Source organism: Streptomyces sp. NBC_00273, from assembly GCF_036178145.1.
Lineage (GTDB): Bacteria > Actinomycetota > Actinomycetes > Streptomycetales > Streptomycetaceae > Streptomyces.
Genome location: NZ_CP108067.1, coordinates 4,870,954 through 4,892,851, shown reverse-complemented (window position 1 = coordinate 4,892,851; position 21,898 = coordinate 4,870,954). Strand labels below are relative to the sequence as shown.

The following is a 21,898-nucleotide window of genomic DNA, read 5'->3' as shown; positions in this document are numbered from 1 at the left end:
GGGACGGTACTCATACGTCCGCCGACCACGCTAGGCAGCTCCCCGGACCCCTGCCACCGCAGTGGCCGCAGGTCCGGGGAGGGGCCGGGTCAGACGCCGACGTACGCCGCGAGGTGCTCGCCCGTGAGGGTGGAGCGGTCCTCCACGAGGTCGGCCGGGGTGCCCTCGAAGACGATCCGGCCGCCGTCGTGACCGGCGCCGGGACCGAGGTCGATGATCCAGTCGGCGTGCGCCATGACCGCCTGGTGGTGCTCGATGACGATGACCGACTTCCCGGAGTCGACCAGCCGGTCGAGCAGTCCGAGCAGCTGCTCCACGTCGGCGAGGTGCAGGCCGGTGGTCGGCTCGTCGAGCACGTAGACGCCGCCCTTCTCCGCCATGTGGGTGGCCAGCTTGAGCCGTTGCCGCTCGCCGCCGGACAGCGTGGTGAGCGGCTGGCCGAGGCTGAGGTAGCCGAGCCCCACGTCGGCGAGCCGGGTGAGGATGCGGTGCGCGGCGGGCGTGTGCGCCTCGCCCGCGCCGAAGAACTCCTCGGCCTCGGTCACCGACATCGCGAGCACCTCGCTGATGTCACGGCCGCCGAGGTGGTACTCCAGCACGGACGCCTCGAACCGCTTGCCCTCGCAGTCCTCGCAGGTGGTCGAGACACCGGCCATCATCGCCAGGTCGGTGTAGATGACGCCGGCGCCGTTGCACGTGGGGCAGGCGCCCTCGGAGTTGGCGCTGAACAGCGCCGGCTTCACCCCGTTGACCTTGGCGAACGCCTTGCGGATCGGGTCGAGCAGCCCGGTGTAGGTCGCCGGGTTGCTGCGGCGCGAGCCGCGGATCGCGCCTTGGTCGATGGAAACCACGTCCGCGTCGGGGGAGAGCGACTTGTGCAGCAGCGAGCTCTTGCCGGAACCGGCGACGCCGGTGACGACCGTGAGCACCCCGAGCGGGATGTCGACGTCGACGTCGCGCAGGTTGTTCGCCGTGGCTCCGCGGATCTCCAGCGCGCCGGTGGGCTTGCGCACCGACGGTTTGAGCTTGGCCCGGTCGTCGAGGTGGCGGCCGGTGATGGTGCCGCCGGAACGCAGCCCCTCGACGGTGCCCTCGTAGCAGACGGTGCCGCCCGCGGTGCCCGCGCCGGGGCCGATGTCGACGACGTGGTCGGCGATCGCGATGGTCTCCGGCTTGTGCTCCACGACGAGCACGGTGTTGCCCTTGTCGCGCAGCCGCAGGAGCAGGTCGTTCATGCGCTGGATGTCGTGCGGGTGCAGGCCGATGGTGGGCTCGTCGAAGACGTAGGTGACGTCGGTGAGCGAGGAGCCGAGGTGGCGGATCATCTTGACGCGCTGCGCCTCGCCGCCCGACAGGGTGCCGGAGGCCCGGTCGAGCGAGAGGTAGCCGAGGCCGATCTCCACGAACGAGTCGAGGGTGAGCTGCAGTGCGGTGAGCAGCGGGGCCACCGAGGGCTCGGCGAGGCCGCGTACCCACTCGGCCAGGTCGCTGATCTGCATGGTGCAGGCGTCGGCGATGCTGATCTTCTTGATCTTCGAGGACCGGGCGCCCTCGCTGAGCCGGCTGCCCTCGCACTCGGGACAGACGGTGAAGGTGACCGCCCGTTCCACGAAGGCCCGGATGTGCGGCTGCATCGCTTCCTTGTCCTTGGACAGGAAGGACTTCTGGATCTTGGGGATGAGGCCCTCGTAGGTGAGGTTGACGCCCTCGACCTTGACCTTGGTGGGCTCCCGGTAGAGGAAGTCCTGCATCTCCTTCTTGGTGTACTTGCGGATCGGCTTGTCCGGGTCGAGGAAGCCCGACTCGGCGTAGACCCGCACGGTCCAGAAGCTGTCGGACTTCCAGCCGGGGATGGTGAAGGCGCCCTCGGCGAGCGACTTGGAGTCGTCGTAGAGCTGGGTGAGGTCGATGTCGGAGACAGAGCCGCGGCCCTCGCAGCGCACGCACATGCCGCCGGTGCGGGAGAAGGTCGCCTTCACGGTCCTGGTCTTGGCTTCGCCGCGCTCGACCGTGATGCCGCCGCTCGCCCGGACGGAGGCGACGTTGAAGGAGTAGGCGCTGGGCGGGCCGATGTGCGGCTTCCCGAGTCGGCTGAAGAGGATGCGCAGCATCGCGTTGGCGTCGGTGGCGGTGCCGACCGTGGAGCGGGGGTCGCCGCCCATGCGCTGCTGGTCGACGGTGATCGCGGTGGTGAGTCCGTCGAGCACGTCGACCTCGGGGCGGGCCAGCGTGGGCATGAAGCCCTGCACGAAGGTGCTGTAGGTCTCGTTGATCATCCGCTGGGACTCGGCGGCGATCGTGTCGAACACCAGGGAGCTCTTGCCCGAACCGGAGACCCCGGTGAACACCGTCAGCCGGCGCTTGGGGATCTCGATGCTGACGTCCTTGAGGTTGTTCACGCGCGCACCGTGCACGCGGATCAGACCGTGGCTGTCGGCAGCGTGCGGCGTCTGCTCGGGGTCCGGCGCGGTGGCCCTGCTCATCGTGTCTCCATCTCTCGGGCGGGCCGCCTGCGCGGACTCCTGCGGCAGTCGGCGGTCAGGAATTACGGGGCTGGTTGAAGCGGAGCATGTTGCCCGCCGGGTCCCGGAAGGCGCAGTCGCGGACGCCGTACGGCTGGTCGACGGGCTCCTGCAGCACCTCCCCGCCGGCGGCCCGGATGTGTTCGAAGGTGGCGTCGACGTCGTCGGTGGAGAAGATCACGCCGCGCAGCAGGCCCTTGGCCAGTAGCTCCGCCATGGCCTGCCGGTCGGCCGCCGAGGCGCCCGGGTCGGCGAGCGGCGGTTCGAGGACGATCTCCACGTCGGGCTGGGTGGGGGAGCCGACGGTCACCCAGCGCATCCCTTCGAACCCGACGTCGTTGCGGACTTCCAGGCCGAGGACGTCGCGGTAGAAGGCGAGCGCCTTGTCGTGGTCGTCGACTGCGATGAAGCACTGCGAGAGGTTGATGTCCATGCCGTCGACGCTACGAGGAGGGTGCGGATTTCGCTTCTCCGTTCCTGACCGGTCGCGTGAGGATCTTGGCGACGCACGCCGGGATCGCGGCGCCGTCGTCGTGGCTGCGGGCCCGGTAGGCGCTCGGGGTCTCGCCGACGAGCTCGGTGAAGCGCGAGCTGAAGGACCCCAGCGAGGTACATCCGACGGCGAAGCAGACGTCCGTCACGCTCATGTCGCCGCGTCGCAGCAACGCCTTCGCGCGCTCGACGCGGCGGGTCATGAGGTAGCTGTACGGGGTTTCCCCGAAGGCGGTGCGGAAGCTGCGGGAGAAGTGGCCCGGCGACATGAGGGCGACGTTCGCGAGTGCTTGGACGTCCAGCGGCTCCGCGTACGCGCGGTCCATCATGTCCCGGGCGCGGCGCAGCCGTACCAGGTCCTCCAGGTTCATGCGTTCCAGCATGGCACGCAGGAGGTTTCCCGTCTGCGGGTACCGGTGCTTCCGGATCTCTTGCGCGGCGCCGGCGCGCGGACCGGCAGGCCGTGGCCGCAGAGGTCCCGAGCAGCGGCGCCAGCGGGCGCATCGCCCCGCGCCGGGTGTTCTGCACGACCCTTCAGGGCGTCTTCGACCACACGTAGAGGGTGCCCGTCACCGTCGGATCGTCGCCGTAACTACCTGCGATGTGCTCGATCACCGCCATGGCGATGGCCCCCCGGTCGGTGACGGAGCAGAAGGAGGCGCCTACGACGAGCCCTCTAGCCTCCCGGTCGGCGATCCTTGTCATGTTTACGGGGCCCAGGCCGGTGTTGGCCGCGGCCTTGCACGAGGCGAAAGACCGGGGGGTGCCCTTGCGCAGGATCCCGACCGTGGCCTGGGGCATCGCCCGGAGGCGGTAGTCGCAGCTTTCGTTCCAGTACAGGAGCTCCGCGCCCCCCGCTTCGACCTCTGTCGGCCTGGTGACGTTCTGCGGCACGACGATCCGGCTCTGGCCCGTGTCGAGGTCGGTCAGCTGTTCCTCGAAGTTGGTGCACTGGCCGGGAGTGATGCCGAACATCGTCTGGTTCAACGTGTACCCGGCAGGGGATGCCAGGTCAGCCGCGGGGGGCGGCGTCTTCGAAGGTAATGGTGAGAGTGATGGGGGAGGGGCGATGCCGGACGCCGGCGGCGAGGTGCTGAGGGCGGGACCGTTCGCCTGGCTCCCCGGAGAACTGTTCCCCGTGGTCGGCGCCGGCGCCGGCGGGGCTTTGGCCGCAGGCGCCGAGTTGTTGGTGGTGGCGACGAAGATGCTGGCCGCGATGCCCGCAAGGGGAACGACGATCCCGGCAACCCACCAAGCCCAGCGGGGCGGTCCGGAGCGGGGAGGTTCGGCGGGTACGGTCGGAGCGTAGGCAGGTCTCGGTGGCACACCTGGCGTCGGGTCTGTCCCCATGTCCCCTCCGGACGGCGCGGCTGACGGAGGATCACCATAGTCATCCTCGGCCGGGGTGATCGAGGGCTTTGCGCTCCGTGCATCGCCGATTTCTCACCGGCTCGGATCCCGGGTCGGGGCGTGACCAGGTGTGAGCCGTTCGGGCCGGCTCGGGTCCGCTCAGCCCAGGCCGATCGTCGCCTTGTGGGCCCGCCAGCGGTCCATGAGACCCAGCATTTCGCCCTGCATGAACTCGAAGAAGGCCGCCGTCTCCGCGACGCGCGCCCCGGCGGGGGAGTCCGTGCCGAGGGTGGCCGCGCCCTCGCGCAGGGTCTTCTCCCACAGGGTCAGGACCTGGTCGCGGCGCGTGAAGGTCTCGTACCAGAGTTCGTTGTGCAGGACGTACCGGTCGCGGCGCGAACCCGGTTCGCGTTCGCGGCTGACCATGTTGACCTGGGTCAGGTAGGACACGGCGCCCGACACCGCGGCCGGGCTGATCTGTAGGGCCTCGCCCAGCTCCGCCGAGGTCATCGCGCCGCCGTCGCTGGCCAGCAGCTGGGCGAAGACGCGTGCGGCCATCCGCTGCATCCCGGCCTCGGTCAGCTGCGCGGCGAACCGTTCGACGAAGCGGGAGACCGCGTCGCCGTCCCGGACACCGGCATCGGTGCCGGCATCGGTGCCGGCACCGGTCCCGGCATTGGTCCCCGCGTCCACATTCACCATGTCATCTGCCACCTTCCCGACTTTACGCGATTCCTGAGATTCTCAAGCTTCACAAATTTGTGAAAGTAGCGTACGTTCGGAAGCATGACGAAGGCAATCAGCGTTGCCGGCCTCCACAAGGCATTCGGCCGCACCCGCGCACTGGACGGACTCGACCTCTCGGTCACCACCGGCGAGGTACACGGCTTCCTCGGCCCGAACGGCGCCGGCAAGTCCACCACCATCCGGGTCCTGCTGGGCCTGCTGCGCGCCGACTCCGGCTCCGCCGAGCTCCTCGGCGGCGACCCCTGGGCCGACGCGGTCGCCCTCCACCGCCGCGTCGCCTACGTCCCCGGAGACGTCACCCTGTGGCGCAACCTCTCCGGCGGCGAGGTCATAGACCTCTACGGACGTCTCCGGGGCGGCCTCGACCGGACCCGGCGCGCCGAGCTCGTCGAGCGGTTCGAGCTGGACCCCACCAAGAAGGGGCGCACGTACTCCAAGGGCAACCGGCAGAAGGTCGCCCTCGTCGCCGCCTTCGCCTCCGACGTCGAACTGCTCGTCCTCGACGAACCCACCTCCGGCCTCGACCCGCTGATGGAGGAGGTCTTCCAGGACTGTGTCAGCGAGGCGCGCGCCGCCGGGCGCACCATCCTGCTCAGCTCGCACATCCTCAGCGAGGTCGAGGCCCTCTGCGACCGGGTCAGCATCATCCGCAAGGGCCGCACGGTGGAGACCGGCACCCTCGCCGAACTCCGCCACCTCACCCGTACGTCGATCAGCGCCGAGCTGGCCGGCCCGCCGAACGGCCTCGCACACCTGCCGGGCGTGTACGACGTCCAGGTGCAGGGGCTGAAGGTCCGCCTCCAGGCCGACACCGACAAGTTGGACGCCGTACTCAGCTCCCTCACCGCGTCGGGGGTGCGGTCGCTGACCTCGACCCCGCCCACCCTCGAAGAGCTCTTCCTGCGCCACTACACCGAAGAGGCGTCCCGATGAAGAACCAACTGGCCGGCACCGGGGCGCTGCTGCGGCTCGCCCTGCGCCGCGACCGCGTGATGATGCCGGTGTGGACCCTGGTCACCACGGTCATGGTCGTGAGCATGCCCGGCTCGCTGGGCAGCGTGTACGCCACCGCCGCCGAACGCGCCCGGGCCGCCGCGTCGATGAACGCCAACAGCTCGATGCGCGCCCTGTACGGACCGGTCTTCGGTGATTCGCTCGGTGCCCTGACCGCCTGGCGGGGCGGCGTCTACGCCGCCGTCCTCGCGGCCGCCATGAGCCTGATCATCGTCGTCCGGCACACCCGCGAGGAGGAGGAGACGGGCCGTCAGGAACTGCTTTCCGCCGCGATGGTGGGCAGGCGCGCCCCGCTGACCGCCGCCCTGCTCACCGCCCTCGTGGCCAACGCCTGTGTCGCCCTGCTCGTGGCGGGCGGTCTCGCGGGGCAGGGAGCGCCGGGCGCAGTCGCCCTCGGCCTGGCCGTCGCGGCCACCGGGACGTTCTTCGCCTGCACGGCCGCGATCGCCGCCCAGCTGACCGAGAGCGCCCGTGCTGCCAAGGGGATCACGGCGGCCGTGCTCGGCGCCGCCTTCGTCCTGAAGGCCGCGGGCGACGCCGGAACGGGGGGCGGGCGGTCGGCCCTGACCTGGGCCTCGCCGCTCGGCTGGGTGGAGAACGTACGGGCCTTCGCCGCCGAACGCTGGTGGGTGCTCCTCCTGTTCGCCGCCGCCGTCACGGTGCAGGCGGGCGCCGCGTACGCCCTGGCCGGGCGCCGTGACCTGGGCATGAGCTTCCTGCCGTCGCGGCCGGGGCCGGCCGAGGGACGGCTGGGCACGGCGGGTGCGTTGGCCTGGCGGCTGCAGCGCGGCAGCGTGCTGGGCTGGAGCGCGGGCTTCCTGGTCGCCGGTGTCGTCTTCGGCGGGATGGCGGACGGCGCCGCGGACCTGGTCGGCGACAACGACCGGACCCGCGAGATCATCGAGCGGATGGGCGGGCAGGGCGGGCAGGGCGGGGCGGGCGCGCAGGTCGCGCAGGGTGCGCTCACCGACGCCTTCCTCGCCACGATGGCCGGCATGTTCGGCATGGTCGCCGCCCTGTACGCAGTCTCCTCCGTGCTCCGTCTGAGTGGTGAGGAGTCGGGCCGGCGCGCGGAGCCGCTGCTCGCGAACGCGGTCGGCCGGCTGCGCTGGGCCGGCAGCCACCTGGCCGTGGCCTTCAGCGGTTCGGCATTGATCCTGCTGCTGGCGGGCGTCGGTCTCGGCCTCGGGCACGGCCGGGAGCCGGGTGCGGCGATCGGCGCCGCGCTCGCCCAGCTCCCGGCGGTGTGGCTGATCGGGGCGCTGGCGGCGCTGCTGTACGGCGCCGTCCCGCAGTACGCGGCGGCTGCCTGGGCGGTGGCCGGGGGTGCGCTCGCCCTGGGCTGGGTCGGCCCGGCGCTGAACCTCCCGCAGGCCGCCCTGAACCTCTCGCCCTTCGCCCACCTGCCCCGGCTCCCGGGAGCGCAGGCCCTGGACCCGGCGCCGCTACTGGTGCTGACCGTGCTGGCGGCGGCCCTGACGGCGGCGGGCCTCGGCGCCCTGCGCCGCCGCGACATGGTCGCCTAGAACTCCACCAACAGTTGCTCCAGCCCCCGGATGACGTACCCGTCCCGCCACTGCGGCTCCTCGACGAGCCGCAGCGGCGGGACTCCGTCCGCCAGGAGCGCCCCGAAGGAAGCCTCCAACTCCCGCCGAGCCAGCGGCGCGCCGAGGCAGTAGTGGATCCCGGCCCCGAAGGTCAGGTGCGGGTTGTCGGCCCGTACGAGGTCCAGCGCGTCGGGATCGTCGAAGCGCGCGGGATCCCGGTTCGCGGACCCGAAGAGCAGCGCGACCTCGGCCCCGCGGGGGATGACGGTGTCACCGATCCGGATGTCGTCGAGCACCCAGCGTTCGAACATCTGGAGCGGAGTGTCGTAGCGCATGAGTTCATCCACAGCTGTGGACAACTTTTCGGGATCGTGGCTCGCGCGGAGCGCGGCGAGCTGCGCGGGGTTGCGGAACAGCGCCCACCACCCGTTGACGGTCGTGTTGACGGTGGCCTCGTGCCCGGCGTTCAGCAGAAGCACACAGGTGGAGATCATCTCCTGCTCGCTGAGCCGCCCCTCCTCATCGTGGGCGGCGATCAACCCGGAGATCAAATCCTCCCCGGGGCGGCTCCGCCGCTCGGCGATCAGTCCCCGGAGGTAGGCGCTGAACTCGACGCTCGCCCGCACCGCGCGCCGCGCCGTCTCCTCGTCGGGCCGGAGCTCGAACATCCCGCAGATGTCCGCCGACCAGGGCCGCAGCAATCCGCGGTCCGCCTCGGGCACGCCCAGTAGTTCCGCGATCACCGCCACCGGCAGCGGCTCGGCGACGACGGTGAGCAGATCCCCACCCCCGTCGGCACGCAGCCGCCCCACCAACTCCCCGGCCAGCCGCTGCACCGCGGGCACGAGGCGCTCCACCGTCCGCGGGGTGAAGGCCTTCGCCACCAGCCGGCGCACCCGCGCGTGCGCGGGATCCTCCAGGTCGAGCAGTCCGTTGCCGTTGAGCACGTGGAAGGGCTCGTGCTCCGGCGGCGGCGCCTCGCGGCCGAACTCCTCGTGCGAGAACCGGTGGAGGTAGGTCCGCCCCAGCCGCCGGTCCCGCAGCAGCGCACTCACGTCGGCGTAGTGCGGCACCAGCCACTGCCCGGTGGCCTCCCACCACACGGCCCGCCCCTGCTCCCGCAACTCCCGGTACGCCGGATACGGATCGGCGACGAACGCGGCATCCCACGGATCAAAACCCATCCCTGCACCCTAAACGCAGCCGAGCCCGATCAGGCGGGTGTCACCAAGCGGGTCTCGTACGCGTACACGGCCGCCTGTGTCCGGTCCCGCAAGCCCAGCTTCACCAGGATCCGGCTCACATGGGTCTTGATGGTGGACTCGGCGACGACCAGCCGGTCGGCTATCTCGGCATTGGACAGCCCCTGCGCGATCAGTACCAGCACCTCCGTCTCCCGCTCCGTCAGCTCCCCCGAACCCGCCGGGTCCGCCAGCTGGCGGGCCTGGGAGATCTTCGAGAACTCCACGATCAGCCGCTTGGTCACCGAGGGCGCCAGCAGGGCCTCCCCGGCTGCCACCACCCGTACCCCGTCGGCCAGTTGACGGGCCGACGCGTCCTTGAGCAAGAACCCGGAGGCACCGGCCCGCAGCGCCTGGTACACGTACTCGTCGAGGTCGAAGGTCGTCAGGACCAGCACCTTCGCGTCCGTGTCGGCGGCCACGATCTCCCGCGTGGCCTCCAGCCCGTTCATCCGCGGCATCCGGATGTCCATCAGCACCACATCCGGCCGCAGCGCCGCCACCTGCTCGATGGCCTCCCGGCCGTCGACCGCCTCGCCGACCACCTCGATGCCGTCCATCGCGTTCAGCAGAACGGAGAACCCCTCGCGCACCATCACCTGGTCGTCGACGATCAGGACCCTGATCGTCATGCCGTCCCCTCCCGCGGCTCCGGCGCCGGCTCCGCACGGTGGGCCACCGGTATGAACACCGCCACCTCGTACCCGCCCGCCGGCGTCCGGCCGGCCGTCATCTCACCCTCCAACATGGCCACCCGCTCCCGCATACCGGTGATCCCGTGCCCGGCCCCCGGCGAGGGTCGCGCGTCCCCGGTCGCCCGGTCGTTGACGATCCGTAGGCCCAGACCGCCCAGCACGTACGAGACCTCCACCTCGGCCGCGGCTCCCGGCGCGTGCCGCAGCGTGTTGCTGAGGGCCTCCTGGACGATGCGGTACGCCGACAGCTCCACGCCCTGCGGCAGCTCCCGCACCGAGCCCGTGATCGTCTTCTCCACGCTCAGGCCGGCGTCCCGCACGTTGGCCAGCAGCCCCTCCAGCGAGGCCAGCGTCGGCTGTGGGGCGTCCGGGGCCTCGTAGTCCTCGGAGCGCACCACGCCCAGCACCCGCCGCAGCTCCGTCAGGGCCGCCACCGCGTTCTCCCGGATGGTGACGAACGCCGCCTCCAGCTCCGGCGGCGGGTTCTTCACCCGGTACGGTGCGGCCTCCGCCTGGATCGCCACCACCGACATGTGGTGGGCCACCACATCGTGCAACTCCCGCGCGATCGTGGTCCGCTCCTCCAGCAGCGTGCGCTTGTCCCGCTCGACGGCCGTGACCTCCTGCTGGGCGCTCACCTCGGCCCGGGCATCACGGCGTATCCGGATACTGCTGGCAATCACCAGGGCGAAGGCCGAGGCCACCGCCATCTCGGGCAGGTTCGACCCCCAGTGGCCGCTGAACAGTACGGAGAGTGCGGATCCCAGCACCAGGGTGAGCGTCCACATCCAGGCCGCCAACCGCGGCCCGGTCCGCAGCGTGACGAGGAACATGACCACGATGTAGGCGGGGAAACTGCTTTCGGTCCAGGGCCAGTTGAAGCCACTGTCAATGCCGGCCGTCACCACCGTCATCGCGATGGCCGCCCACCACGCGCCGACCGGCCGCACCGCCGTCATCAGGACCGGGGCGGCGGACAGCATCGCCATGGCGATCGGCCCCAGGTCGCCCCAGGCGGCCGACTGCGTGTTGAGCGCGGTCAGCCCGACGAGGAAGGCCAGGAACCCCACCGCCGCATAGCGCCGGTACGGCGCGTACCGGCGCAGCACCCCGGGAAGCCGGCGCACGAAGCGCCCGGAGGTCTCCGCCAGGGGCAGCGGCCGGTAGGCGAAGGCATCGGTGACGAGATCCCGGCGAAGGGTCGCGATCACCTCAGATGCCAGTCGGAACTCAGGTGCCCGGGATGTCTCCCCGGTGGTCGTCTCGGTCATACGCACCACCGTAGGTCCGTACCGGCCTCGTCCGCGTCGCCGCTGATGGGGATTTCCCGGGGTCCCCCTCAAGTACTACCCAAGCCCGCTCAGTAGCCCGTCGGGCGGATCAGACCCGTCTCGTACGCGAACACCGCGGCCTGCGTACGGTCCCGCAGCCCCAGCTTCACCAGGATCCGGCTCACATGCGTCTTCACCGTCTGCTCGGCCAGCACCAAGTGCTCCGAGATCTCGGCGTTCGACAGGCCCTGGGCGATCAGCGACAGCACCTCCGTCTCCCGCTCGGTCAGCGCCTCGATCCTGGCCCGTGACGGCGCGCGCGGAGCTCCCAGCCGGGAGAACTCCGTGATCAGCCGCTTCGTGATGTTCGGCGAGAGCAGCGCCTCGCCGGCCGCCACCACCCGCACCGCCTCGGCGAGCTGGTCGGCGGACGCGTCCTTGAGCAGGAACCCGGAGGCCCCGGCCCGCAGCGCCTCGTACACGTACTCGTCGAGATCGAAGGTGGTCAGCACCAGCACCTTCACCGCGGCGTCCGGAACCGCGGTGATCACGGACGTGGCCTCGATCCCGCCCATCCCCGGCATCCGGATGTCCATCAGCACCACGTCCGGAGCCAGCTCCGCGACCTTCGCCACCGCGTCCGCCCCGTCCACCGCCTGCCCCACGACCTCTATGTCGGGCTGCGCGTTGAGAAGCACGGTGAAGCCCTGCCGGACCATCATCTGGTCGTCGGCGATCATCACCTTGATCGGCGTGCTCATGGGGTCCTCTTCGTCTCGGAGTCGGGGACCGCGGACAAGTCCTGCGGATCCATCGGGAGTACGGCGCTCACCTCGTACCCCCCGTCGGGGCGCGGGCCGGCGGCCAGTTCGCCCCCCAGCATGCCTGCCCGTTCCCGCATCCCCAGCAGCCCGTGCCCCGCACCGGGCGAGGGCGGGGCCGCCCGGGTCGGCGCGCTGTTCGCGACGCACAGGTGCAGATCACGCGGCCCGTACGCGATGCCCACCTCCACCCGCGAACCGGGCGCATGGCGCAGGGCGTTGCTCAGCGCCTCCTGCACGATCCGGTACGCGGTGAGCTCCACGCCCGGGGTCAGCGGCCGGCGTATCCCCGCGATCTCGGTCGTGACGTCCAGACCGGCCCCCCGCACGTTGTCCACGAGGCCGTCCAGCTCACCGAGGGTGGGCTGCGGATGATGGGGGTTCGCGGGATCGTCGGGCCGCTCGGACCGCAGCACGCCCAGCACCCGCCGCAGCTCCGTCAGCGCCTCCAGCGCGTTCTCCCGGATGCCGGCCAGATTCTCCTTGAGCTCCTCTGACGGGTTCTCCACCAAGTGCGGGGCGACCTGCGCCTGGATGGAGATCACCGACATGTGGTGGGCGACGACGTCGTGCAGTTCGCGGGCGATCCGGCTGCGCTCCTCCAGCAGGGTGCGCCGCGCCCGCTCCTCCTCGGTGAGGGTCTCCTGCTCGACGAGTTTGCCGCGGGCGAGGCGGGTGGCCCGCAGGGCGTAGCCGAGGATCCCCACGAACCCGAAGAGGAGGGCCACTCCGCCGATGATGGTCTGGCTCTGCGGCGGCCTGAGGACGATGTCGGCCAGTCCGTTGAGGGCGAGCGTGATGCCGATGACCGAGGCGCTCACCCGGGGCGGCACCCGCAGGGCGACCATCAGGAGCACGGGCGCGAGCGTGAACGGCCCGGCGGGCGTCCAGGGCCAGGACTGCCCCTGGCCGACGTGGTCGTGGATGGCCCAGGCGATCAGGCCGGAGGTGAGGAGCCCGAGCCACCAGGCGGCGATCGGCCGGAACATGCTGAGCACGACGGACGCGGAGGTCAACAGTGACAGCACCACCAGGGCCGAACCGCGCACCTTGTAATGGTCGTTCATCAGCATTGCGGAGAGGACACCGCAGGGAATGGCCACGTAGCAGAGGACCACGTGCGGCAGCCAGGCCAGCCAGCGCGGCCGCGCCATCCTTGGCAGGGGGTCCCGTCGCAGGGTGAACAACTCCCGGGCCAGGCCGCGCGGCAGGCGGATGCGGGCGTCGGCGGCAGGTGGCTCGGTCTGCTGGTTCACGCCGTCCAGGCTAAGGCGGGCCCTAGACATGGTTGATCTCCTCGGCGGGGTCCGTCCTGGGGCGGGGGACCGCGGTAGTACGGGCGGTACGGGACGGCTTCGGACGGCCGGTGGCCTGTTCGTGGATGCGGAACGCGGCCCAACAGAGCGACAGCGCGGCGGCGAACACGGGCAACCACAGCAGCCGGGCCGCTATCCAGCCCACCGAGTCGGGCACCGTGTGTAGCCCGGGCAGGACGGCCGAGACCAGCAGCCCGAGGGCGGTGACGGCCATCATGGCGGTCTGGTGCCACAGGAAGACGGTCATGGCGGAGAGGTTCACCAGAGCCACCTTCGCCCAGGCCGTCGGCCGTCGCAGGGCCCGGGCGAGCGGGTCGCGCACCAGGAGCGCCAGCCCGCACTGGGCCAGCCCGAAGACGGCCGCCGCCAGCGTCGGCGGGTTCAGGTTCGAGACGGCGGCCCCAGGGACACCCACCATCGAAGCCGGGTACCCGCCCCAGAGGATCAGCGCGGCCGTGGCCAGGACTCCCGCGCCGAGCAGGAGCAGCGCCCGGTCGCGCCGGGCGAACGCCCCGCGGGACCAGGCGGCGCCCAGGGTGAAGGGGACGAGCCAACCCGCGGCCACATTGACCCAGCCGATCCACTCGGGGCCCGCCAGCCCGAAGCGCCACACGTCGACGGCAGCCACCACGGCCAGCGGCCACAGCGGGCTGAGCCGGGCCACGAGCGGGGTCGCGGCGGTGAGCGCGGCGAACACCAGCAGGAACCACAGCGGCGACAGAACCAGCTTGACCAGCGACCGGACGGTGGCGAACTCCGCCCCGCCGATCAGCATCCCGACCGCGACGACCGTCCAGAGGACCAGCACCGCGGCGACCGGTCGGAACAGCCGCCCCAGCCGCTGCCCGGCCCACGCGCCGTACGAGAGGCCGCGCTCGCGCGCCGACGCGTACCCGCGGGCGGCGACATGGCCGCCCACCAGGAAGAAGACGGACAACGTCTGGAACACCCAGGACACCGGAGCCAGCCACGGCATGTGTGCCAGCGGGCTGGTGGTGCTCAGACCGCCGTCGCGCGCAGTTAGCGCGGTGACCAACCAGTGGCCGAGGACCACGCCGAGGATCGCGAAGGCCCGCAGCGCGTCCACGGCCCGGTCGCGGTCGGCCGGCGTGGCGGCGTCGATGCCCGCGGCCAGGGTGGACCACCGGGCGCGGAACTCAACCATGGTCGGCCTCCGATGCGGTGGTGGTGCCGAGGACGATGGCGGCCAGGCTGTCGAGGGACTCGGTGCCCGGCTTGAGGTAGTCGCTGTGCCCGACGGCGCCGGCGGTGAAGGCCCGGGCCCCGAAGGCGGGATCGACCGGATCGGTGCCGAAACCGATCCCGCCGAACCGCACGTGCGGGACGTTGCCTATCCAGTCGCCGCTGCCCCGGCCGGCCCAGACCCGGGCCCCGGTCGGCAGCTCACGGGCGGATCCGGCCCCGGTGCCCGGGCTACCGAACAGCGCCATGTCGCTGACCGCGGACCCGGTAGCGGTCCGGGCGCAGACCACGGAGCCGTAGGAGTGGCACAGGAGGGAGAGCCGGGCACCGGGCCCCGATATGTCGCGCAACCGGTCCAGGAAGGGGGCCAGTTCGGCAGCGGCCGCGTCGGCCCGGTCGGCGCTCAGGACGGTGGTGCTCACCGTTCCGGGGGTGTCGTACCCGAGCCAGGCGACCACGGCGGAGCGCGGATGCTCGGCTTGCAGGCGCTGCTGGAGGGAGACGGCTCCGGCACGGAACCGCTCGTAGGTGTCCAGCGTGGTGTCGGACCCGGGCACCAGGACGGCGACCCGGTCGGCGCTCTCCAGCTCGCCGAACACCTCGACCGCGCGACCCCTGCCGCGGCCGTCGAAGGTGAGGAACTGGGCCGCTCCGCCCGACCCCATGGCGCGCAGCCTGGCTGCCCGGCCGGGGCGGTCGGCGTCCTCGGCGGTACGGGCCGCCTCGGCGAGGTTGGCGCTGTTGGCGGCGTACCGGCTGCGGGGAGCGGCGTCCTCGGAGAACGTGGCGGGCGCAGGGGCCGGGACGTTCGGGGAGGCCGCGGCGGACACGGGGACCACCACGGCCGCGGCGACCAGAGCGGCCAGCAGGCCGCGGCGCAGCCGGCCACCACCGGATCCCGCCCTGCCCGTGGAGAGCCGCGTGCCCGACCCGCGGGTCCTTCCGGTGGTCCCGGTCTGGATCCCCGCCCCGGCCTGCGTCCCCGTCCCCGTTGCCATGGTCCTCTTCCTTCGGTCGCCGGAAGAGCCGTGAACGCTCTTCTCTGCTACCGAAGTTAGAAATCCCGGCCCGTGGTCGGCGTCACGCCATGGAGCCGTGTTCGCGCGTAGCTCTCAGGTATGACGGGGGATACCTGCGAGCCAGGGGCACGACGGTCGCAACGTCACGACCGCCGCAACGTCACGACCGCCGCGACGCCATGACCATCACGTCGTCGCCACCCGCACGCCGAAGCCGATCAGGACGACTCCCGTCGTCCGGTCCAGTGCCCGCGGCACCCGCGGCCGCGCGAAGAACCGCCCGGCGCGCGACAGCACGTACACGTACGTGCCCAGCCAGACCACCGTCAGCAGCACGTGGAGCAGGACCAGCAGCGCCATGCCGACCTCCGGCCGCAGGCCGGGCGGGGCGAGGGCGGGCAGCAGTCCCGTGTAGAAGACGGCGATCTTGGGATTGAGGACGTTGGCGACCAGGCCCGTCCGCCAGGCTCCGCCGCCGCCCGGCCCGGACCGCTCCAGCACGCGCTCCCCGGGCTCCCCGCGCTCCCCGGGTGCCACGCGCTCCGCACCCGGCCGCAGCAGGGCCCGGGCGCCGAGCCAGCACAGGTACGCGGCCCCCGTCAGCTTCACCACCAGGTACACCTCGGTCGAGGCGGCGAGCAGCGCCGCGAGCCCCGCCACGGTGAGGGCGCCCCAGATCAGCAGCCCGACGGCGATCCCGGCGACGGTGCGCAGCCCGTCACCGCGCCCCCGGGTGATGGCCCGTTTCGTGACGATCGCCATGTCCGGGCCGGGGACGAGGGTGAGGAGCGCCAGGACCCCGGTCGCGCCGAGAAGAGCGGTGAGCACGCGGCTCAGTCTGCCACCAGGGGTTCGACGTAGCCCGCCCGCCAGCGGGGTGCCGGGTCCTGGCCGGGGCTGGTCCAGTACTCCCTCGCACCCACGATCTCCCCGTCCCGCACGGTCCAGAGGGAGACGGCCCGGTAGACGACGTGGTCCTGAGGTATCTCCACCTCGGTGACCACGAGGTTCCCGTCGGCCAGGATCCGCAGCAGTTCCACGGATCTCTCGTCCGCGTAGCCGTCGTCGCTGTTCACGGCTATGAAGTTGGCGCGCCCCACGATGCGCTCACCGCTCACGGGCCATTCGATGACCGCGTCCTCGGCGATGAGCCCGGCCACGCCGTCCCAGTCGCGCGCCTCGATTCGCTCCCACAGTTGTGCCACTACCTTCAACGGCTCCATGTGCCGCAGTGTCCGACAGCCCCGTTATACGTAACAAGCTTTGCTTGCAGGCTTATTGACTTCGACACAATCGCTTGCGGCGGGCCTTCGCGGTGCGTGCACGGCGCCGCGGACGGTGCCGTCCGGGGCTCATTCCGGTGCGGGCGCAGGAACGGCGGCGGACGGTGTGGCGGACGGTCCGGCGGACTCCAGCGCGTCCAGTGCCGTGGCCAGCCGTTCCAGTGCGCGGACCGTCTCCGCGAAGGCGGCATCGCCCAGCTCCGCCGTGAGGCGGGCCGCCAGGGCCGCGTGTCCCGGGCCGATCCGGTCCACCGCGCCCCGCCCCTCCTCCGTGGGCCGCAGCAGCTTCGCCCGCCGGTGGGCGGGGTTCGGGGCGTATTCCGCCAGCCCTTTGGTGACCAACAGGTCCGCGATGCGCTGCACGCTCTGCCGGGTGATGCCCATGCTCCGGGCGATGCCCGCGACGGGCAGCGGCTCCCGCAGTACCGCGCCCAGGACCTGCCACCAGGCGGCCGTCAGCCCGGCCGGCTTGGCCAGCTCTTCCGAGATGGCGAGGAACTGTCCGTTCAGCCGGAACACCCCGAGCGCGGTGCGGCTCAGCAGGTCCTGCTGGGTACGGGCCTCCTCGGGGTCCGCACGATCGCCAAGGTCCGTCGCCTCACGCATCGCCGGCCGCCGATGCCGCCATCAGGACCGGGTACGCGCTGACGTCCGAGTCGTGGAAGAGCCCGTACCAGGCGTCCAGGACGTCCGGCTTGTAGACGTCCAGACGGGCGAAGACCTCGCGGGCGAAGGCCACCGGCTCCGTCGGCCCCGCCGTGATCAGGTCTCCGTCGGTCACCGCGTCGGCCTCGACGTAGCGCTCGGCGCCACCGTAACCGGGCTGCTCGGCCAGGTAGAAGGAGGCGGCACTGGTGTGGGTCCGGCCGTCCAGCAGGCCCTCGCGGGCGAGGCCGGCGGTGGCTCCGCAGATCGCCGCGACCGGCACTCCGGCGGCCAGGAACTCCCGCGCCTTGGCCGCGAACGGCGCCAGATCGTCGCTCGTGTCCCACAGGGACGCGCCCGTGAGGATCAACAGCGAGGAGTCCTCCGGTCGCAGGTCGGCCAGGGCCAGGTCAGGCTGGATGCGGACGCCGCCCATGGTGGTGACCTGCTGCGCGGCGCTCAGGCCGACCGTGCGCACGGTGTGGCCGCGCTGGGTGAGGTGCGCGGTGGTGTGGCCGGTCTCCCAGTCCGCGTACGTGTCGTAGACCGCGAGGTGGACGGGCTTGCGCGGGGTCTCGCTCATGGTGCTTTCGCCTCCAGCGTGGTTCCTGCTCTATGACAATAGACTGTCATAACGACAGGATGCTGTCAATCCATGGCTGGGGTTCGAGCCCCTCGCAGACAGACTGCCGAGAGTGGCCCCCCACCCCCATACAGTCCGCCGATATCCCGCCCCACCTGCGCACTTCTAGCGTGACGACATGACCCCTCATGTCACCTCGCACACCCTTGCCGCCGTGAAGGACGCAGATCGGAAGCACGTCTTCCACTCCTGGTCCGCCCAGGCCCTGATCGACCCCCTCGCCGTCGCCGGGGCCGAGGGGTCGTACTTCTGGGACTACGAAGGCAAGCGGTACCTCGACTTCTCCTCCCAGCTGGTGAACACCAACATCGGCCACCAGCACCCCAAGGTCGTCGCCGCGATCCAGGAGCAGGCCGCCCGGCTCTGCACCCTCGCGCCCGGCTTCGCCGTCGACGTCCGCTCCGAGGCCGCACGCCTCATCGCCGAGCGGACCCCGGGCGACCTGGACAAGGTCTTCTTCACCAACGGCGGCGCCGAGGCCGTCGAGAACGCCGTGCGCATGGCCCGTCTGCACACGGGCCGCGCCAAGGTGCTCTCCACCTACCGCTCCTACCACGGGGCCACCGCCGCCGCGATCAACCTGACCGGCGACCCGCGCCGCTGGCCCTCCGACACGGCCGCCGCCGGCGTCGTGCACTTCTGGGGCCCGTACCTCTACCGCTCCGCCTTCCACGCCACCACCGAGGCCGAGGAGTGCGCCCGCGCCCTCGCCCACCTCGCCGACACCATCGCCTTCGAGGGGCCGCAGACCATCGCGGCGATCATCCTGGAGAGCGTGCCCGGCACCGCCGGCATCATGACCCCGCCCGCGGGCTACCTCGCGGGCGTGCGCGAGCTCTGCGACCGCCACGGCATCGTCTTCATCCTGGACGAGGTCATGTCGGGCTTCGGCCGCACCGGCAGGTGGTTCGCCGCCGACCACTGGGGCGTCACCCCCGACCTGATCACCTTCGCCAAGGGCGTGAACAGCGGCTACGTCCCGCTCGGCGGCGTGGCCATCTCGGCCGCCATCGCCGAGACCTTCGCCACCCGCCCCTACCCGGGCGGACTGACGTACTCCGGCCACCCCCTGGCCTGCGCCGCCGCCGTCGCGACGATCAACACGATGGAAGAGGAGGGCATCGTCGAGCACGCCGCCCACCTCGGTGAGAACGTGATCGGCCCGGCCCTCGCCGAGATCGCCGAGCGCCACCCCTCGGTCGGCGAGGTCCGCGGGCTGGGCGCCTTCTGGGCCCTGGAACTCGTACGGGACAAGGAGACGCGCGAGCCGCTCGTGCCGTACAACGCGGCCGGCGCGGACAACGCGCCGATGGCCGAGTTCGCGGCGGCCTGCAAGGCGTCGGGCCTGTGGCCCTTCGTGAACATGAACCGCATCCACGTGGTCCCGCCCTGCAACGTCACGGAGGCGGAGGCCAAGGAGGGCCTGGCCCTGCTGGACGAGGCGCTGACGGTCGCCGACCGCCACACCACGGCCGGCTAGACCCGCCCGCCCGGGGGAACGGGTCCGGTCGCCGTCCACACCCGGATCCGGACCCGCCCCCGGGCACCGGGTGCGGATGTCGGATATCGGTTAGCTACCGATCGGTTTTCGGCCGCGCTGTCTGGCCTATGGTGTCCGGAGCTCTACGACAGGAGACGGACCCCTATGCCAGGCAGCGGAGCTGTCACCCGCAACACACTTCGCCAGCAGATCGCGGACGCGCTGCGTGACGAGGTGCTCGCGGGGCGCCTGCCTCCGGGAACCGAGTTCACCGTCAAGCAGATCGCCGAGCAGTACGAGGTCTCCGCGACCCCGGTGCGCGAGGCGCTCGTGGACCTCTCGGCCCAAGGGCTGCTCGAACTGGTCCAGCACCGCGGCTTCCGCGTCCGGATCTTCTCCGTGGACGACTTCCGGGGCATGGTCGAGGCCCGTTCGCTCGTCGTGGACGGGATCTTCCGCCGCCTCGCCGAGCGCGGCACCACCCCGGGCTCCGCCGAGCTGCTGGTGTCGGTGCGCCGCCGGGGCGAGGAGGCCCGACGGGCCGCGCAGAGCGGTTCGCTCGAAGTGCTGATCGGCTACGACCTGCGCTTCTGGCGGGAGCTGAGCGGGCTGGTCGCCAACACCTACATCTCCGAGTTCCTGCACCGCATCCGCGTGCAGTGCTGGGTCTTCGCCGTCCCCCACCTCCAGCGCGAGCCGCAGCTGCGGGCGGCACTGTGGGACGGCCACAGCGAGCTGGTGGACGCGGTGACGCTGGCCGACGCCGACGCGGTGCGCGGCATCGTGCACGGCTACAACGAGCACGCGCTGGCCTGGGCCGCCCGCCTCTGAGCGCCGAGGTTCTGCGCACCCCTTCGCGGAGGGTGTCCGGCCCACTACGCTGGCCGGATCGGCGACAACGACTGATCGGAGGCCGAGTGGCCTGTGACCTGTGGCTGGTCCCCCTTGTCGACGTGCTGTGCCACAGCCCCGACAACCCCTTCGCGGAAGAGATCGCCTCGTACGACAGGGCGCTGGGCGCGGCCGGACTGCCGACCGTGCCCGTGTTCGCGTACATGCCGGGCCTGAGCGGGGACGTCGCCCCGGTCGCCGGCTTCGACTACGACGCCCTGCACTTCCTGAGGCGGGCGTACATGCTCCAGCTCTGCGGGCTGCCCGTGACCCCGGTGGACGAGCTCGGCGGGGACTACGAGCAACTGCTGGAGATGTTCGAGCCCACGGCCCAGCAGTCGCACCTGGTGTGGCACTACGACCACGCCGGGGCCTACGTCCCGGTGGACTTCGCGGCTCCGTTGGCGAACGAGGAGCTGCTGGCCGGGGGCGGGCCGCTGGGGTCCGGGCAGGGGCTGCTGCGGGAGCTGCTGTTCGTGGCTCCCGCCATCGGGATAGACCCGGGGAACCCGCCCGCCGCGCCGGCGCCGCCGGGGCGGCCGACGTTGCTGGAGGAGCCGGCGGGGCCGATTCCGTACGACGACAGCCCCTTCGCCCGCGAGCGGCACGTGTGGCTGGGACTGCACGCGGCCGCGACGCGGAGCCTCGGCCAGGGCTCGATGATCATCTTCAGCTGAGCGGTGCTGGTGGGCGGGGTACGGGTACGGGTGCGGGTCCGCTGCGCGGAACCCCGGCCCCCACCGGCTCCGCCCGGTCTCAGCGCGGCTGCTCCGGCGGCCGTTGCCGGGGCATGTTCGGTCTGGTGCCCGGCGGCAGCGGGAAGCGGGCGGGCGGGACGTTCGCGTCCGGGCGTCCCCCGGAGGCCCCCAGCGACTGCATCACCAGCGGCGCGGGCCCGGCCCGGAACTCCACCATCCAGTCCGCCGTCTCCGACCGCACCAGCTCGGTGATGTCCTCCGAGAAGCGGCGCAGCACGGTCAGGCACCGCTCCGCGGCCTCGCTGGCCGTGCCCTCGGTGGGGCCGAGCACCTCGCGCACGTTCTCCGAGGCCCAGTCGAACTGGAGGGTCTGGAGCCGGCGCTGCACGGCCTGGGCCGTCGCCACGTTCCGCATCCACCCGGACGTCAGCCCGAAGAACCGGTCGCAGGCCAGCGCGGCCGCGCCCAGCAGCAGTGCGAGGTAGCCGTACGTGGAGGCGCCCGGGATCGAGCCCGTCAGTTCCAGCAGTGGCATCGAGGCACCCGTGACGGCGCCCACGGCCGCCGCGGCGCGCAGCACGCGCGCACCGCGCCGCTTCCAGGCCCGGTCGGACAGGTACCACTCGGCGGTGCGCAGGGCATCGGCCTCGACCCGCCGGTAGAGCTCGTCGAGCCGCTCGGCGGGCTCGCCCCAGTCCCCGAGGGGGAACGGCCGGCCGGTCAGATCGCCCGCCGCCATCGGTCCGCCGCCTTCCTCCCGGGGATCCCGGGGTGGCCCCTCGGGCTGCATCTCCGGCTGGCTCACCCGGCACTCCCTCTGCCTGCGCTGACGTGTGGTGGTGCGCGTGTGCGCAATGATGCGCATGCTCTTCCTACCTTCGAATGACGGGCGATGGGCGACGATTCCCGGGATTTCCGCCCGCAAGGAGGTCTCCATCAGGTACGCGCACGCCTCGTCTCTCACTCGAAAGAGTTGGTCCTCACGGCGTAGGGCGCGGGGCCCGGGGAGCACGTAGGCTC

Annotated in this window: 23 protein-coding genes; 6 read left to right on the top strand and 17 right to left on the bottom strand. The window is 71.8% G+C overall.

The window, feature by feature from the left end; translation table 11 throughout:
- Positions 1-89: 89 nt before the first annotated feature.
- The 4 genes from OG386_RS21275 to OG386_RS21260 form a co-directional block, all read right to left on the bottom strand.
- Positions 90-2,483 carry an excinuclease ABC subunit UvrA gene (locus OG386_RS21275; RefSeq protein WP_328789468.1) on the bottom strand — a complete coding sequence of 798 codons (2,394 nt, stop codon included), beginning with the start codon at positions 2,481-2,483 and terminating at the stop codon, positions 90-92.
- Between the two features lie 55 nt (positions 2,484-2,538).
- The gene (locus tag OG386_RS21270) at positions 2,539-2,955 is read right to left on the bottom strand and encodes a VOC family protein (protein WP_328789467.1); all 417 of its coding nucleotides are present in this window, start codon (positions 2,953-2,955) and stop codon (positions 2,539-2,541) included.
- 10 nt (positions 2,956-2,965) lie between these two features.
- The gene (locus tag OG386_RS21265) at positions 2,966-3,385 is read right to left on the bottom strand and encodes a helix-turn-helix transcriptional regulator (protein WP_327384078.1); all 420 of its coding nucleotides are present in this window, start codon (positions 3,383-3,385) and stop codon (positions 2,966-2,968) included.
- Positions 3,386-3,548: 163 nt separating this feature from the next.
- Positions 3,549-3,989, bottom strand: coding sequence for a hypothetical protein (locus OG386_RS21260; protein ID WP_328789466.1), 441 nt, complete (start codon positions 3,987-3,989; stop codon positions 3,549-3,551).
- 94 nt (positions 3,990-4,083) lie between these two features.
- Here OG386_RS21260 and OG386_RS21255 point away from each other — a divergent pair, with 94 nt between their 5' ends.
- Positions 4,084-4,323: a hypothetical protein gene (locus OG386_RS21255; protein ID WP_328789465.1), complete on the top strand. Its 240-nt coding sequence runs from the start codon at positions 4,084-4,086 to the stop codon at positions 4,321-4,323.
- Positions 4,324-4,523: 200 nt separating this feature from the next.
- Here the strand turns inward: OG386_RS21255 and OG386_RS21250 are convergent, their stop codons facing one another.
- Positions 4,524-5,066 carry a GbsR/MarR family transcriptional regulator gene (locus OG386_RS21250; protein WP_405790774.1) on the bottom strand — a complete coding sequence of 181 codons (543 nt, stop codon included), beginning with the start codon at positions 5,064-5,066 and terminating at the stop codon, positions 4,524-4,526.
- 84 nt (positions 5,067-5,150) lie between these two features.
- On the opposite strand from OG386_RS21250, the gene OG386_RS21245 reads away from it, so the two are divergent.
- On the top strand, positions 5,151-6,044 hold the full coding sequence (locus tag OG386_RS21245) for an ABC transporter ATP-binding protein (protein ID WP_328789463.1): 894 nt from the start codon (positions 5,151-5,153) through the stop codon (positions 6,042-6,044).
- Positions 6,041-7,651, top strand: a complete 1,611-nt coding sequence (locus tag OG386_RS21240) for an ABC transporter permease (protein ID WP_328789462.1) — start codon at positions 6,041-6,043, stop codon at positions 7,649-7,651. The genes OG386_RS21245 and OG386_RS21240 overlap by 4 nt, the downstream gene beginning before the upstream one ends.
- Here OG386_RS21240 and OG386_RS21235 read toward each other — a convergent pair.
- The 11 genes from OG386_RS21235 to OG386_RS21185 form a co-directional block, all read right to left on the bottom strand.
- Positions 7,648-8,856, bottom strand: a complete 1,209-nt coding sequence (locus OG386_RS21235) for a cytochrome P450 (RefSeq protein WP_328789461.1) — start codon at positions 8,854-8,856, stop codon at positions 7,648-7,650. The two genes, OG386_RS21240 and OG386_RS21235, sit on opposite strands and share 4 nt — an antisense overlap.
- Positions 8,857-8,885: 29 nt before the next feature.
- Positions 8,886-9,545, bottom strand: coding sequence for a response regulator transcription factor (locus OG386_RS21230; RefSeq protein WP_327384073.1), 660 nt, complete (start codon positions 9,543-9,545; stop codon positions 8,886-8,888).
- Positions 9,542-10,879, bottom strand: coding sequence for a sensor histidine kinase (locus OG386_RS21225; RefSeq protein ID WP_328789460.1), 1,338 nt, complete (start codon positions 10,877-10,879; stop codon positions 9,542-9,544). Before OG386_RS21225 ends, OG386_RS21230 begins: the two co-directional genes overlap by 4 nt.
- A gap of 89 nt (positions 10,880-10,968) precedes the next feature.
- Entirely contained in the window at positions 10,969-11,640 is a 672-nt protein-coding gene (locus OG386_RS21220; RefSeq protein WP_030383691.1) for a response regulator, read from the bottom strand.
- Positions 11,637-12,956: a sensor histidine kinase gene (locus OG386_RS21215; RefSeq protein ID WP_328789459.1), complete on the bottom strand. Its 1,320-nt coding sequence runs from the start codon at positions 12,954-12,956 to the stop codon at positions 11,637-11,639. The genes OG386_RS21220 and OG386_RS21215 overlap by 4 nt, the downstream gene beginning before the upstream one ends.
- A 22-nt stretch (positions 12,957-12,978) precedes the next feature.
- A complete protein-coding gene (locus OG386_RS21210) occupies positions 12,979-14,181 on the bottom strand; it encodes an acyltransferase family protein (RefSeq protein WP_328789458.1) in 1,203 nt (400 codons plus the stop codon).
- Positions 14,174-15,217 (bottom strand): alpha/beta hydrolase, encoded by a 1,044-nt coding sequence (locus tag OG386_RS21205; RefSeq protein WP_328789457.1) that lies wholly within the window; start codon positions 15,215-15,217, stop codon positions 14,174-14,176. Before OG386_RS21205 ends, OG386_RS21210 begins: the two co-directional genes overlap by 8 nt.
- Before the next feature lie 207 nt (positions 15,218-15,424).
- Positions 15,425-16,066 (bottom strand): LysE family translocator, encoded by a 642-nt coding sequence (locus OG386_RS21200; RefSeq protein WP_328789456.1) that lies wholly within the window; start codon positions 16,064-16,066, stop codon positions 15,425-15,427.
- Between the two features lie 5 nt (positions 16,067-16,071).
- Entirely contained in the window at positions 16,072-16,461 is a 390-nt protein-coding gene (locus OG386_RS21195) for a nuclear transport factor 2 family protein (protein WP_030010939.1), read from the bottom strand.
- 129 nt (positions 16,462-16,590) lie between these two features.
- The gene (locus tag OG386_RS21190) at positions 16,591-17,127 is read right to left on the bottom strand and encodes a MarR family winged helix-turn-helix transcriptional regulator (protein ID WP_328789455.1); all 537 of its coding nucleotides are present in this window, start codon (positions 17,125-17,127) and stop codon (positions 16,591-16,593) included.
- The gene (locus OG386_RS21185; RefSeq protein ID WP_328789454.1) at positions 17,120-17,749 is read right to left on the bottom strand and encodes a DJ-1/PfpI family protein; all 630 of its coding nucleotides are present in this window, start codon (positions 17,747-17,749) and stop codon (positions 17,120-17,122) included. Before OG386_RS21185 ends, OG386_RS21190 begins: the two co-directional genes overlap by 8 nt.
- A 178-nt stretch (positions 17,750-17,927) precedes the next feature.
- Between OG386_RS21185 and OG386_RS21180 the strand changes: the two genes are divergently transcribed.
- The 3 genes from OG386_RS21180 (at position 17,928) to OG386_RS21170 (ending at position 20,857) form a co-directional block, all read left to right on the top strand.
- Positions 17,928-19,289, top strand: a complete 1,362-nt coding sequence (locus OG386_RS21180) for an aspartate aminotransferase family protein (RefSeq protein WP_328789453.1) — start codon at positions 17,928-17,930, stop codon at positions 19,287-19,289.
- Positions 19,290-19,454: 165 nt separating this feature from the next.
- Positions 19,455-20,120, top strand: coding sequence for a GntR family transcriptional regulator (locus tag OG386_RS21175; protein WP_328789452.1), 666 nt, complete (start codon positions 19,455-19,457; stop codon positions 20,118-20,120).
- Positions 20,121-20,206: 86 nt separating this feature from the next.
- On the top strand, positions 20,207-20,857 hold the full coding sequence (locus tag OG386_RS21170) for a hypothetical protein (RefSeq protein WP_328789451.1): 651 nt from the start codon (positions 20,207-20,209) through the stop codon (positions 20,855-20,857).
- A 79-nt stretch (positions 20,858-20,936) separates the two neighbouring features.
- Here the strand turns inward: OG386_RS21170 and OG386_RS21165 are convergent, their stop codons facing one another.
- Positions 20,937-21,683, bottom strand: a complete 747-nt coding sequence (locus OG386_RS21165; protein ID WP_328789450.1) for an SLATT domain-containing protein — start codon at positions 21,681-21,683, stop codon at positions 20,937-20,939.
- Between the last annotated feature and the right edge of the window lie 215 nt (positions 21,684-21,898).

Coding starts and splice junctions, on each gene's coding strand:
- OG386_RS21275 (WP_328789468.1), bottom strand. CDS start 2,483: ATGAGCAGGGCCACCGCGCCGGACCCCGAGCAGACGCCGCACGCTGCC.
- OG386_RS21270 (WP_328789467.1), bottom strand. CDS start 2,955: ATGGACATCAACCTCTCGCAGTGCTTCATCGCAGTCGACGACCACGAC.
- OG386_RS21265 (WP_327384078.1), bottom strand. CDS start 3,385: ATGAACCTGGAGGACCTGGTACGGCTGCGCCGCGCCCGGGACATGATG.
- OG386_RS21260 (WP_328789466.1), bottom strand. CDS start 3,989: ATGTTCGGCATCACTCCCGGCCAGTGCACCAACTTCGAGGAACAGCTG.
- OG386_RS21255 (WP_328789465.1), top strand. CDS start 4,084: ATGCCGGACGCCGGCGGCGAGGTGCTGAGGGCGGGACCGTTCGCCTGG.
- OG386_RS21250 (WP_405790774.1), bottom strand. CDS start 5,066: ATGGTGAATGTGGACGCGGGGACCAATGCCGGGACCGGTGCCGGCACC.
- OG386_RS21245 (WP_328789463.1), top strand. CDS start 5,151: ATGACGAAGGCAATCAGCGTTGCCGGCCTCCACAAGGCATTCGGCCGC.
- OG386_RS21240 (WP_328789462.1), top strand. CDS start 6,041: ATGAAGAACCAACTGGCCGGCACCGGGGCGCTGCTGCGGCTCGCCCTG.
- OG386_RS21235 (WP_328789461.1), bottom strand. CDS start 8,856: ATGGGTTTTGATCCGTGGGATGCCGCGTTCGTCGCCGATCCGTATCCG.
- OG386_RS21230 (WP_327384073.1), bottom strand. CDS start 9,545: ATGACGATCAGGGTCCTGATCGTCGACGACCAGGTGATGGTGCGCGAG.
- OG386_RS21225 (WP_328789460.1), bottom strand. CDS start 10,879: ATGACCGAGACGACCACCGGGGAGACATCCCGGGCACCTGAGTTCCGA.
- OG386_RS21220 (WP_030383691.1), bottom strand. CDS start 11,640: ATGAGCACGCCGATCAAGGTGATGATCGCCGACGACCAGATGATGGTC.
- OG386_RS21210 (WP_328789458.1), bottom strand. CDS start 14,181: ATGGTTGAGTTCCGCGCCCGGTGGTCCACCCTGGCCGCGGGCATCGAC.
- OG386_RS21205 (WP_328789457.1), bottom strand. CDS start 15,217: ATGGCAACGGGGACGGGGACGCAGGCCGGGGCGGGGATCCAGACCGGG.
- OG386_RS21195 (WP_030010939.1), bottom strand. CDS start 16,461: ATGGAGCCGTTGAAGGTAGTGGCACAACTGTGGGAGCGAATCGAGGCG.
- OG386_RS21190 (WP_328789455.1), bottom strand. CDS start 17,127: ATGCGTGAGGCGACGGACCTTGGCGATCGTGCGGACCCCGAGGAGGCC.
- OG386_RS21185 (WP_328789454.1), bottom strand. CDS start 17,749: ATGAGCGAGACCCCGCGCAAGCCCGTCCACCTCGCGGTCTACGACACG.
- OG386_RS21180 (WP_328789453.1), top strand. CDS start 17,928: ATGACCCCTCATGTCACCTCGCACACCCTTGCCGCCGTGAAGGACGCA.
- OG386_RS21175 (WP_328789452.1), top strand. CDS start 19,455: ATGCCAGGCAGCGGAGCTGTCACCCGCAACACACTTCGCCAGCAGATC.